Origin of the sequence: Clostridium sp. YIM B02555, from assembly GCF_022320955.1 — a bacterium.
In the GTDB taxonomy this organism is placed as follows: domain Bacteria; phylum Bacillota; class Clostridia; order Clostridiales; family Clostridiaceae; genus Clostridium; species Clostridium saccharoperbutylacetonicum.
Window position 1 is genome coordinate 565923 of the sequence record NZ_JAKJJY010000001.1, and the last position, 11991, is coordinate 577913.

Below are 11991 nucleotides of genomic sequence, written 5' to 3' on the forward strand. Positions count from 1 at the left end.
GCTAGGAGGCAACATAGAATGAATATAGTATTTATGGGTACTCCAGATTTTGCAGTTCCTTCATTAAGTAAATTAATTAATACATATGAAGTTTCAGCAGTTTTTACTCAACCTGATAAGCCTAAAGGAAGAGGAAAGAAAATGGCATGCTCAGAAGTTAAGGAAGAAGCATTAAAGCATGGGATACCAGTGTATCAACCTTTAAAATTAAAGAATGATGCAGAATTAATTCAGAAACTAAAGGACTTACAACCAGATTTTATTATAGTAGTAGCTTTTGGTCAAATTTTGACTAAAGAGGTACTGGGTATACCGAAATTTGGATGTGTTAATCTTCATGGATCACTATTACCAATGTATAGAGGATCTGCGCCAATACAGTGGTCAGTAATAAATGGTGAAAAAGTATCAGGTAATACTACTATACTTATGGATGCAGGGATAGATACAGGAGACATGATTCTTAAAGATGAAGTTGAAATTACTAATAATATGACTGCAGGAGAATTATATGATATATTAAAGGTAAGAGGTGCAGATCTTTTAGTTAAAAGTATAGAAGGAATTGCAAATGGAAGCGTGACTTTGAAAAAACAGGGTGATGAAACTTTTTATGCAAAGCCACTTGATAAAAATATTGCAAATATTAATTGGTGTAAACAAGCAAGTGAGATACATAACTTGGTTAGAGGGTTAAATCCTTGGCCTATTGCGTATACTAGCTATAAAGAAGATAGAATGAAAATTTATGAAACAGAAGTAAGTGATGAAGAAAGTTCAAAGGAACCTGGAACTATAATTGATGTAAGTAAGAAGGGCTTAAAGGTTTCGTGTAAGGAAGGCGTTCTGATTATAAAAAAGGTACAATTTCCGAATGGAAAACCACTTACTATTGAACAATATATAAATGGGCATGAAATTGAAAAAAATATTATTTTAAAATAATGGAGGGATGTCTAAATGCCTTTTTATCCATTTTTTGATTCAACAATGCTACTATTACTTCCAGCTATAATAATTTCATTTTGGGCACAAACAAAAATAAATAGCACGTATAGTAAATATAATGAAGTAAGAACAGTTAATGGCTATACTGGGCAGCAGGTTGCACGAATGATGTTAGATGACGCAGGATTATATGATGTAAGAATAGAAGTCATAAATTCAAAACTTGGAGATCATTATGATCCATCTAATAAGGTGTTAAGATTATCTCCAGATGTTTATTTTGGTGAAACAATTTCTTCAGCTGGAATAGCAGCACACGAAGTTGGGCATGCACTTCAACATAAGGAGAAATATGCACCACTTGTTATTAGAAATAGCATAGTCCCCGCTGTAAATATTGGTTCTAGTTTATCGTGGATATTATTTATAGCTGGTTTATTTTTGGGATTTAAGGGATTAACTACATTAGGGATAATTCTGTTTTTAGGTGTAGTAGTGTTTCAGATAATAACCTTGCCAGTTGAATTTAATGCTTCTACAAGAGCTTTAGATATATTAAAATCAAGAGGAATATTATATGCCGAAGAAAATAAAAATGCACAAAAAGTTTTAGATGCAGCAGCTATGACTTATGTAGCAGCTACATTGATGGCAATATCACAATTAGTAAGACTTATTGCATTAAGTAATAGAGATGATTAAAAAAAAAAGAGGTAGATTATGAATTGTAGAAAATTAGCAGTAAAAATATTAGGTAGAGTCTTAAATGAAGGAGCATATTCTAATATTGTACTATCAAAAGAATTAAATGAAGTAGAATTAAATGATAAAGACAAAGCGCTATTGACTGAAATAGTATATGGAGTTTTAAGAAGAAAGAAAACACTAGATATAATAATATCTAATTTTGTAAAAGATATAAAGTTGATGGATAGAAATATCTTAAATATTTTAAGAGTAGCAATATATCAAATGAATTTTTTAGATAAGATACCAAGTTATGCAGCTTGTAATGAAGCTGTTGAAGAAGCAAAAGAAATATCAGAAAATGATTCAAAGTTAGTGAATGGAATACTAAGAAATTTTACAAAAAATCCAGATGATATTGAAGTGCCTGGAAATAAAATTGATGAGTATGCATATAAATTTTCTTTTGAGCCATGGATGATAAGACTTTTAATAAAGCAATATGGTGAAGCATTATCAAAGAAAATAATGTCAGGATTAAATACAATCCCACAAGTTAGTGTTAGGGTAAATGAATTAAAAGCAGATTATGATGAAGTTTTTGAAGAATTAGAAGCACTTGAATATGATGTTGAAGAAGGGGCAGTTTGTCCAGAAGCTATTTGCATAAAAGGTGGTAAGTCAATAGAAAATAATCCTTTATTCAACGAAGGGAAAATTACAGTTCAAGATGAAAGTGCAATGATTATAGCACCTTTATTAGAGCTTGAAGAAAATATTACAGTTATAGATTTATGTAGTGCACCTGGAGGAAAAACAACTCACATTGCTGAAATACTTCAAAACACTGGAAAAGTATTAGCTTTTGATATACATGAATCTAAACTTGGATTAATAAAAGAAAATTGTGAAAGATTAGGGATCACAAATGCTGAAGTTAATGTAAATGATGCTACTAAATTAAATCCAGAACTAGTATCATCTAGTGATAGAATATTAATTGATGTTCCATGTTCTGGAATTGGGATAATAAGAAAGAAACCTGAAATAAAATGGAATAAAACTAGATCTGATTTAAGAGAACTTATACCAATACAAAGGGATATAATGGAAAATGCTTGGCAATATTTGAAAAAGGGCGGAATAATGATATATTCTACTTGTACCTTAAATAAGGAAGAAAATGAAGAAAATATTGAGTGGTTTATTGATAAGCATAAGGATTGTAATATAAAGAAAATTTTTATAGGGAATCAAAATAATTTAGTTTATAATAGAAATGGTTCTTTAACAATTATACCTAATGAAAATATGGATGGATTTTTTGTGGCTAAATTAGAAAAAATCTAATAGTAGGTGGATAGATGAATAATTTATTGAATTATACTTTAGAAGAACTTAAAGTTTGGATGAAAGAAAATGGCGAAAGTGCATTTAGAGCCCAGCAAGTATTTTCTTGGATTTATAAAGGGGTTAATGAATTTGAGGGTATGAAAAATATATCAAAGCCATTAGTATCAAAGTTGAAAGAAAACTTCAATATTGATTTGCCGAAAGTAATAGAAGTATATAAATCCGAAATTGATGGGACTGAAAAGTTTTTATTAGGCTTTGAGGATGGAAACTTAATAGAGTCTGTGCTTATGAGGTATAAACATGGGAATTCTATATGCATATCAACGCAAGTTGGTTGTGCAATGGGGTGTAAATTTTGTGCATCTACAATCGAAGGAAAAGTTAGAAATTTGACAACAGGTGAAATTTTATCACAGGTTCTTACGGTTCAAAATTTTATTAAAGATAGAATATCGAATATAGTTTTGATGGGAAGTGGAGAACCTTTAGATAATTATGATAATGTAATAAAATTTTTGGAAGTTGTATCAGCAGAATATGGTTTGAATATCGGGCAAAGACATATAACGCTATCAACTTGTGGAATTGTTCCTAAAATATATGAGCTGGCAGATAAGGATTTTAGTATAACTTTAGCAATTTCATTACATGCATTTAGTGATGAAAAAAGAAAAGAAATTATGCCTATTGCTAATAAATATAGTATAAAAGAAATATTAGAAGCTTGTAAGTATTATATTGACAAGACTAATAGAAGAATTACTTTTGAATATGCTTTAGTAAAAGGCGTAAATGATGGAAAAGAAGATGCAAGAGCATTGGGTAATTTGTTAAAAGGAATGCTATGTCATGTGAATTTAATACCTGTAAATGAAATAAAAGAAAATGACTTTAGAAGATCTTCTAAAAAGTGTATTGATGATTTTTCAGAGATACTTAAAAATTATGGGATAGAAGTTACCACAAGGCGCGAGATGGGAAGCGACATAAATGCAGCATGTGGACAACTTAGAAGAAGTTACATGGAAACCCAAGAACTAGAGGGGAGTAAGAAATGGTAGGCTTAGTTAGTGACGTTGGACTAAAAAGAAAATTAAATGAAGATTGCGCTTCTTATCTTGAAAAAGAAGAGTTTAAAGTATATGTAGTAGCAGATGGAATGGGCGGACATAATGCTGGTGAAGTTGCTAGTGAAATGGCTGTGAAGAGAATTATTAACTATATAGATGAAAAATATTCTTCTAGTAAAATAAACAATTTGCTTGCAGAAGCAATAGAAAAGGTAAATAGAGATATATTTAATTATTCTAACACTAATGAAAGTTTAAGTGGAATGGGAACTACGGTTACCGCTTCATTAATAACCAAAGATTTTGTCCATATTGCTAATGTTGGAGATAGCTCATGTTTTGGAATAAGAAAGAATGAAATTATAAAGATAACTAAAGATCATTCTTTAGTGCAAGAACTTGTTGATATGGGCAGTATAAGTGAGAAGGAAGCTGAAAAGCATCCTAAAAAAAATATTATTACTAGAGCGTTAGGCACTGGTAGTAGTGTGTGTGTAGATATATTTGAATTAGAAAATAAAGAATATGATTTATATTTATTATGTTCTGATGGTTTAACAAATGAATTGACAAAGGAAGAAATTTTACAAGTTATCATGGAAGAGGATGATTATGTAAAGATAGCTAATAAATTAGTCTACTTGGCAAATGAAAAAGGTGGCAGGGATAATATAACAGTATTGTTGTTTGGAGGAGATATTTAGTATGGATGGAATTGTACTTGGAAACAGATACGAGTTGTTGGAGAAAATTGGAGAAGGCGGAATGTCTGAAGTATTTAAAGCTAGATGTAATAAATTAAATAGATTTGTTGCGGTTAAAATACTTAAAAAAGAATTTTGTAATAACCCTGATATCGTTGAAAAATTTAAGGGAGAAGCAACTGCCATTGCAACATTATCAGATAACAATATAGTAAATATACTTGATGTAGGAACTCAAGATGATATTAATTATATTGTAATGGAATATGTTAAAGGAAAAACCCTAAAAGATATCATAAAGCAAGTGGGAAAGATGAATTATGAAACAGCTATATCTGTTGCTATACAAATAGCTAAAGCGTTAGATTGTGCACATAGAAATAAAATAATTCATAGAGATGTTAAACCACAAAATATATTAGTAACTGAAGATGGAGTCATGAAAGTAACTGACTTTGGAATAGCAAAATCTCCAACGACAGAAACTATCACTAATACAAGCACTATAATGGGATCTGCTCACTATCTTTCTCCAGAGCAAGCTAAAGGAACTTTTATTGATTGTAGAACTGATTTATATTCCCTTGGGGTAGTTTTATATGAAATGGTTACTGGGACTCTTCCTTTTCAAGCAGATACTGCAGTAACTATAGCTTTAAAGCATTTACAAGAAGATGTAGTACCGCCTAAAAATCTTAATTCCAAAATTCCAGAAAGTTTAAATCAACTTATTTTGAAGTCAATGGAAAAGGAACCAATAAAAAGATATCAAACTGCTAAAGAGATGATATCAGATTTGCAAAGAATAAAAGATGATCCAAATGTGCAAATTGATAAGGAAGATAATGATCATACAATAATAATGTCTGCTGTAACTCAACAAATACCTAAAAATGATGAAAAAATAAATAGACCGTATGAAGATGATGATGATGACGATGATTATTATTATGAAGATGAGGATGAAAAAGAAGGCGGAATAAATAAAAAAAGAATAATGAAAGTTGGAATAGGTGTCGCTTTAGCTCTTTTATTAGTAGTTATAGGTGTTGCAGCATTTAAAATATTCAGTTCAGGAACCTCAAGTAACAAAGAAGTTCAAGTTCCTAATATAGTTGGAATGAAAGAAGATGATGCTAAGAAAGAATTAGATAAATTGAATTTAGTCTTAGTAGAAGGTGGAACTGATACTAGTGATCAGCCTGAAGGAACAATATTACAAATGAAACCTGATTCTGGAACGATGGTAAAAGAAAAGAGTGAAATAAGAGTTATTGTAAGTAAGGGTGGAAAGAAAACTTTAATGCCTGATTTAGTAGGTTATGATGTTGATAAAGGTAATACGATTTTAAGTGCCTTTGGACTTAAAATTGGAGATAAAACTGAAGATTTTAGTGATGATGTACCAAAAGGTCAAATTATAAGTCAAAAACCTACAAAAGATACGGAAGTTACATCTGGAGATAAAGTTTCAGTTGTTGTAAGTAAAGGTCCAGAAGTTAAACTTACAAAGGTTCCAAGTGTCAAAGGCTTAACTGCAGATGATGCTAAGAGTAAATTAGAGGGTGCTAACTTAAAGGTTGTTCCAAGTACTAAAGAAACTCAAAACCAAAGTGAAAATGGTATAGTTTTAGATCAATCAATTGATCCAAACAGTAGAGTAGAACAAGGCACTTCTGTAACTATTACAGTTGGTAATTATGTTCAAAAACAAGCACCACCGGCTGTAAATGCACCAGGTACTACACAAAATGGAACAACTCCAGGAACTACTAATTCAGGGCCAGGAAGTAGTACACCGGGTTCGGGCACTTCTAATACACAGACACCATCAGGAAATGACAAAACTAATAATCAAAATAATACATCGCCAGGCAAAAATACAAGTCCAAATAGATAATCTTAACAGAAGGGGGAGAGGTTGATAAAAATAACCTCTCCTTCTATAATATATTTATCCAAAATTAATAATTGGGCATTGAAAATAAATGAATGGAGGTAAGACATGGAAGGAAAGATAATAAAAGGAATAGGGGGCTTTTACTATATCAAGACGGAACAAGGATTAATTGAATGTAAAGCTAGAGGCAAGTTCAGACATAAGGATATAAAGCCGATGGTGGGAGATGATGTTACGATTGAAATAGAAAAAGGAAAAGGTGTCATAGAAGATATACATAAAAGGAAATCTCAACTAGTGAGACCAACAGTTGCAAATGTATCCCTAGCCTTTATTGTTTTTGCAGTTAAAAATCCAGATATAAATTTTGATTTATTAAATAAATTTCTAATTTTATGCGAATATAATAATATTGAAGTTGTAGTGTGCTTAAATAAGATAGATTTGGTATCAGACGAAGAAAGAGAAGAAATAAAGAAAAGAATAAACGACATAGGATATGAGGTAGTTTATATTAATGCTAAAAAAGGAATAGGTATAGATGGGTTAGTTGAAAAAATTAAAGGAAATATAACAGTATTATGTGGACCATCTGGGGCTGGGAAATCTACATTAATTAATAAACTTTCTAACAAAGAACATATGGAAACAGGTAAGGTAAGTGAGAAGCTTGGAAGAGGAAAACATACTACTAGACATAGCGAGCTTATTGATGTTTCAGATGGTTACATTGTAGATACTCCGGGTTTTTCTACCTTAGAAATAAAAGACTTAATGGATAAGAATTCACTAAAATATTGTTTCCCGGAATTTACGGAGTATAATGATAAGTGTAAATTTAGAGGATGTTTTCATTATAAAGAGCCAGGCTGCGTGCTTAAGGAAGCAGTAGAAAATGGAGATATTAATAAATATAGATATGAATTTTATGTAAAATCACTAGAAGAAATCATAGAGGAGGAGAAGAACAAATGGTAAAAGTTGCACCGTCAATATTATCAGCAGATTTTTCAAAATTAGGAGAAGATATAGAAAGAATAGATAAAGGAGGGGCAGATTTTATTCATATAGATGTAATGGATGGATCATTTGTACCTAACATCTCATTAGGATTGCCAGTTATTAAATCAATAAGAAATAGAACAAAGAAAATATTTGATGTGCATTTGATGATAAATAATCCAGCAAATTACATAGATGATTTTATTGAAGCGGGCGCTGATATAATAACTGTTCATTATGAAGCTGATAAACATATAGATAGAACAATTAATTATATAAAATCTAAAGGAATAAAAGCAGCGATTTCATTAAATCCTGGGACCCCAACAAGTTTGATAAAGGATTTAATACTAAATTTAGATATGGTATTAATAATGTCTGTAAATCCAGGATTTGGAGGACAAAAATTTATTCCATATTGTTTAAATAAAATTAATGAAATTAAGGAATATAGTAAAGAAGTAAATCCGGCATTGTTAATCGAAGTTGATGGTGGTGTTGATAAAACTAATGTTAAGGAAATAATTGCAGCTGGTGCAAATGTTATTGTTGCAGGCTCGGCTGTATTTAATGAAGGAGACATTAGTGATAATATAAGAGTCTTAAGAGGTGAATAAATTTGAACGTAGCAATTATTAGTGGTGGTACACCTCCTTCAGAAAAACTATTAAAAAGTTATTTGGGAAAAGTAGACTTTATAATTGCAGCCGATAAGGGGAGTGAGTGCCTGTATAATTATAATATTGTGCCTGACGTACTTTTAGGAGACTTTGATTCTATCAATAGAGGAGTATTAAATAATGTAAAAGCACAGGTTAAAGAGATATTACAATTTCCACCAGAAAAAGATTATACAGATACTGAAATAGCGATAAATGAGGCAATTAAAAGAGGGGCAAGGGAAATATATTTATTTGGAGCATTAGGATCTAGAATGGATCATGCATTGGGAAATATAGGACTTCTTTTGACATCAAAGAAAAAAGGTGTAGTATTAAAAATAATTGATGATAATAATAAAATTTATCTTGGAGAAAATAATATGACTTTATATGGAGAGCTCGGTGAAAATATTTCTTTTCATGCATTAAGTGATATAGTCAAAAATTTTAATATAAAAGGTGCTAAATACAATTTAGAAGGATATAACATGAATTTATTAGATCCAAGAGCTATATGTAATGAATTTATGGATACGCCTATAGAAATCAGCTTTGATGAAGGAGAATTATTGGTATTACATTCAATTGATTAATTGCAATTAATAAAGTAATTAATATGTATTAATTATTTTATTAAATTAGGAACATTTAAGCTTCAATCTGAATATTAATATAATAAGGCATAATTATTTTTAACTTATTAGCCGTATATATTAATGTTTGGAGGAAGATGAATGAAAATTATTGCTATAAAATTACCAAAATTTTTATCAAATATCATAAAATTTTTCAGAAGGAAAAATTAGAAATACATAAGATATATTTAATTTACTATAAAAAATAACAGGTCAGAAGCTAATAGAGTGACTTGTTATTTTTTGTAATAAATTCTAAATAAGATTGTGCATTTTAATTCAAGAAATCATAAAGGGATTTTAATATTAATTTATGGTTTGAATAAATCATATAATTATGTGCAAAATAAAAAATGCAATTGGGATAACAATTGCATTTCTTATTATGAACTATATTGCTCTTTGAACCTTTCCAGATCTAAGGCATCTTGTACATACATGAACAGTTTTTGGTGTTCCGTTAACTAAAGCTTTTACTTTCTTTATGTTAGGAGCCCAAGTTCTCTTTGATTGACGATGTGAATGGCTATAGCTAACTCCAGCTACAACACCTTTATCACAAATTTCGCATCTTCTTGCCATTAGAAAACACCTCCTTATATTCCAAAGATAATCATCTTCAATAGGACAGAGTAAATTATAACACAGTAAAAAATAATAGGCAAGATAATTTATTAATATTATTAAATTTTGAAATAAAAGTGAATACTCAAAAAGCGAAAACAGAAAATCTGTTAGTGAAGTTTTTGTTGTTAATTGACGGTTGATAATTGGAGCATATATATATATTCTCAGAATACTTGAATAAAATATGGTTCTAATATAGAATATAAAATAAGATATAAGTTTTAGGAGGAATTTTGATGGTTGGATTTTCAAATGAAAATGGTAATATAAATTATTCAGAAGAAGTTTTAGCCAAGGTTGTAGGATTATCTACAATGGAATGTTATGGAGTAGTTGGAATGGTTTCCAAAAATGCCACAGAAGGTCTATGGGAACTTATGAGAATAGAGAATTTAAGCAAAGGTGTAAAAATACAATTAACAGATGAAGAAAAATTACAGATAGAGTTGTTTATTATGGTGGAATATGGGACTAAGATTTCAGTAATAGCAAATAATATAATACAAAAAGTTCGTTATAGTGTTGAAAATTATACTGGTCTAAAAGTTTCGGCTATAACAGTAAATGTGCAAGCGGTTAGAGTCTAGGAGGTTAAACTAAATGGAATATGCAAAAATTAACGGCCGTGATTTTTATAATATGGTTGTAAATGCTAGCAATAAATTATTAGAACAAAGTGAATTTGTAAATGCACTAAATGTATTTCCTGTGCCAGATGGTGATACGGGAACTAATATGTCTATGACATTTAAAGCAGCAGTTAAAGAAATAGAAAATATGGATACGGATTCTATAGGAGAAATATCTAAAAAGTTAGCTAAAGGTGCTTTAATGGGAGCTAGAGGTAATTCAGGTGTTATTTTATCTCAAATTCTTAGAGGTATTTCTAAAGGGCTAGAAGGAAAAAAAGAAGTGGACGTTTCAGAATTTGCTGTAGGCTTTTTTGAAGGATCAAATTCGGCATATAAGGCAGTTATGAGACCAACAGAAGGAACCATTCTTTCTGTAATCAGAGCGGCTTCTGAGGCGGCAGTGGCTTCTAATGCTAATGATGTAGTAAGGCTTATGGAAGAAGTAACTGTAAAGGCAAAGGAAATGCTAGATAGAACTCCTGAACTATTACCAGCTTTAAAAAAAGCTAAAGTAGTTGACTCTGGAGGGATGGGATTATACATTATATTACAAGGTATGTTTGAAGCTTTAAAAGATGGAATTAGTGCAGAAATAAAAGATATAACACCAGGTGCGTCTAATAATTCTGTAGCACAAGATACTCAAGAAATTGATATTAAATTTGGATATTGTACTGAATTTATAATAATTGGAGATGCTAAACGTGCAAAAGAGTTCCAAAGTCAAATAGAATCTCTTGGTGATTCTATGATTGTTGTTGGATACGAGGATGTTATTAAAGTTCATATACATACAAATGATCCTGGATTAGTATTGTCAAAAGCAGTAGCTATAGGAGAATTATCAAAGATTAAAATAGATAATATGAGAGAAGAACATAGAGAAATTTTAATGAATGCTCAGGATAAAGAAAATAATTCGAATATGGATGAAAATGAAGTTGTAGAAAATGAGAAAAAGGAATATGGATTCATTACTGTAGCAATGGGAGACGGAATTTCTAATATCTTTAAAGATTTAGGAATGGATTGTGTTATTGAAGGTGGTCAGACAATGAATCCTTCGACACAAGATTTTTTAGACGCTGTCAATAAAATAAATGCTGAGCATATTTTTATTATGCCAAATAACAAAAATATAATTATGGCAGCAAATCAAGCGGCAGAAATATCAGAAAAAGATATAAGAGTAATACCTACAACAACAATTCCACAAGGAATAACTTGTGCAACAATGTTTAATTTTGATTCTAGTGTTGAAGAAAATTGCAACAATTTAAAGAACGCAATTGAAGATGTTAAAACTGGTTCAGTAACCTATGCAGTTCGTGATACTGAAATTGATGGAATAGATATTAAGCAAGGAAATATGTTAGGGCTTGTTGAAGGAAAGATAAAGGAAGTAGGAAAAGATAAGAAAGAAGTTGCAAGTAAGGTTCTAGAAGATATGTTAGATGAAGATTGTGAGCTTATAACAGTATACTATGGAGAAGAAGTTAGCGATGAAGAAGCTAGTGAGTTTGAGAATGAATTGCAAGATAAATATGAAGAATTTGATATTCAATTCTATAAAGGAAATCAGCCTCTTTATTATTTTTTAATGTCAGTAGAATAGATAAGTATAAGGTTAAAGAGTAATAAACTGTAACAAAGTTTTTGATATTATTGTATATAAGTAAGCTTAGCTAATAGGTACACTATAAGTTAAGCTTACTTGCTTGTTTACTATAAAATACATATGTTAGAGGATTAATGTGTTTATCTGAAA

At 30.2% G+C, this 11991-nt stretch carries 12 protein-coding genes; 11 read left to right on the forward strand and 1 reads right to left on the reverse strand.

Annotated features, from left to right (window positions below; genetic code table 11):
• Positions 1-18 precede the first annotated feature (18 nt).
• The 9 genes from fmt to L3B98_RS02550 all read left to right on the forward strand — a co-directional run bounded on the left by fmt (position 19) and on the right by L3B98_RS02550 (position 8922).
• Positions 19-945: a methionyl-tRNA formyltransferase gene (gene fmt / locus L3B98_RS02510; RefSeq protein ID WP_238915491.1), complete on the forward strand. Its 927-nt coding sequence runs from the start codon at positions 19-21 to the stop codon at positions 943-945.
• Positions 946-960: 15 nt separating this feature from the next.
• Complete coding sequence (locus tag L3B98_RS02515; RefSeq protein ID WP_015391381.1) at positions 961-1650, forward strand: zinc metallopeptidase; 690 nt, start codon at positions 961-963, stop codon at positions 1648-1650.
• 18 nt (positions 1651-1668) lie between these two features.
• Positions 1669-2985, forward strand: a complete 1317-nt coding sequence (gene rsmB / locus L3B98_RS02520) for a 16S rRNA (cytosine(967)-C(5))-methyltransferase RsmB (RefSeq protein ID WP_238915492.1) — start codon at positions 1669-1671, stop codon at positions 2983-2985.
• A gap of 14 nt (positions 2986-2999) precedes the next feature.
• Positions 3000-4052 (forward strand): 23S rRNA (adenine(2503)-C(2))-methyltransferase RlmN, encoded by a 1053-nt coding sequence (gene rlmN / locus L3B98_RS02525; RefSeq protein ID WP_238915493.1) that lies wholly within the window; start codon positions 3000-3002, stop codon positions 4050-4052.
• The gene (locus L3B98_RS02530; RefSeq protein WP_238915494.1) at positions 4046-4765 is read left to right on the forward strand and encodes a Stp1/IreP family PP2C-type Ser/Thr phosphatase; all 720 of its coding nucleotides are present in this window, start codon (positions 4046-4048) and stop codon (positions 4763-4765) included. The genes rlmN and L3B98_RS02530 overlap by 7 nt, the downstream gene beginning before the upstream one ends.
• 1 nt (position 4766) lies before the next feature.
• The gene (pknB, locus tag L3B98_RS02535; protein WP_238915495.1) at positions 4767-6665 is read left to right on the forward strand and encodes a Stk1 family PASTA domain-containing Ser/Thr kinase; all 1899 of its coding nucleotides are present in this window, start codon (positions 4767-4769) and stop codon (positions 6663-6665) included.
• A 105-nt stretch (positions 6666-6770) separates the two neighbouring features.
• Positions 6771-7643: a ribosome small subunit-dependent GTPase A gene (gene rsgA / locus L3B98_RS02540; protein ID WP_015391386.1), complete on the forward strand. Its 873-nt coding sequence runs from the start codon at positions 6771-6773 to the stop codon at positions 7641-7643.
• Positions 7637-8284, forward strand: a complete 648-nt coding sequence (rpe, locus tag L3B98_RS02545; protein WP_238915496.1) for a ribulose-phosphate 3-epimerase — start codon at positions 7637-7639, stop codon at positions 8282-8284. Before rsgA ends, rpe begins: the two co-directional genes overlap by 7 nt.
• A gap of 2 nt (positions 8285-8286) precedes the next feature.
• Positions 8287-8922 carry a thiamine diphosphokinase gene (locus L3B98_RS02550; RefSeq protein WP_015391388.1) on the forward strand — a complete coding sequence of 212 codons (636 nt, stop codon included), beginning with the start codon at positions 8287-8289 and terminating at the stop codon, positions 8920-8922.
• Between the two features lie 432 nt (positions 8923-9354).
• Here the strand turns inward: L3B98_RS02550 and rpmB are convergent, their stop codons facing one another.
• Positions 9355-9546, reverse strand: a complete 192-nt coding sequence (gene rpmB, locus L3B98_RS02555) for a 50S ribosomal protein L28 (protein ID WP_008424849.1) — start codon at positions 9544-9546, stop codon at positions 9355-9357.
• Between the two features lie 281 nt (positions 9547-9827).
• On the opposite strand from rpmB, the gene L3B98_RS02560 reads away from it, so the two are divergent.
• Both L3B98_RS02560 and L3B98_RS02565 read left to right on the forward strand, forming a co-directional pair.
• Positions 9828-10178: an Asp23/Gls24 family envelope stress response protein gene (locus L3B98_RS02560; RefSeq protein WP_015391389.1), complete on the forward strand. Its 351-nt coding sequence runs from the start codon at positions 9828-9830 to the stop codon at positions 10176-10178.
• Between the two features lie 13 nt (positions 10179-10191).
• Positions 10192-11838, forward strand: a complete 1647-nt coding sequence (locus L3B98_RS02565) for a DAK2 domain-containing protein (RefSeq protein ID WP_238915497.1) — start codon at positions 10192-10194, stop codon at positions 11836-11838.
• Positions 11839-11991: the final 153 nt, after the last annotated feature.

Bases quoted from the DNA above. Each gene is read 5' to 3' on its own strand.
- pknB (WP_238915495.1), top strand. From the start codon at position 4,767: ATGGATGGAATTGTACTTGGAAACAGATACGAGTTGTTGGAGAAAATT.
- rpmB (WP_008424849.1), bottom strand. From the start codon at position 9,546: ATGGCAAGAAGATGCGAAATTTGTGATAAAGGTGTTGTAGCTGGAGTT.
- L3B98_RS02515 (WP_015391381.1), top strand. From the start codon at position 961: ATGCCTTTTTATCCATTTTTTGATTCAACAATGCTACTATTACTTCCA.
- rlmN (WP_238915493.1), top strand. From the start codon at position 3,000: ATGAATAATTTATTGAATTATACTTTAGAAGAACTTAAAGTTTGGATG.
- rsgA (WP_015391386.1), top strand. From the start codon at position 6,771: ATGGAAGGAAAGATAATAAAAGGAATAGGGGGCTTTTACTATATCAAG.
- fmt (WP_238915491.1), top strand. From the start codon at position 19: ATGAATATAGTATTTATGGGTACTCCAGATTTTGCAGTTCCTTCATTA.
- rpe (WP_238915496.1), top strand. From the start codon at position 7,637: ATGGTAAAAGTTGCACCGTCAATATTATCAGCAGATTTTTCAAAATTA.
- rsmB (WP_238915492.1), top strand. From the start codon at position 1,669: ATGAATTGTAGAAAATTAGCAGTAAAAATATTAGGTAGAGTCTTAAAT.
- L3B98_RS02560 (WP_015391389.1), top strand. From the start codon at position 9,828: ATGGTTGGATTTTCAAATGAAAATGGTAATATAAATTATTCAGAAGAA.
- L3B98_RS02530 (WP_238915494.1), top strand. From the start codon at position 4,046: ATGGTAGGCTTAGTTAGTGACGTTGGACTAAAAAGAAAATTAAATGAA.
- L3B98_RS02565 (WP_238915497.1), top strand. From the start codon at position 10,192: ATGGAATATGCAAAAATTAACGGCCGTGATTTTTATAATATGGTTGTA.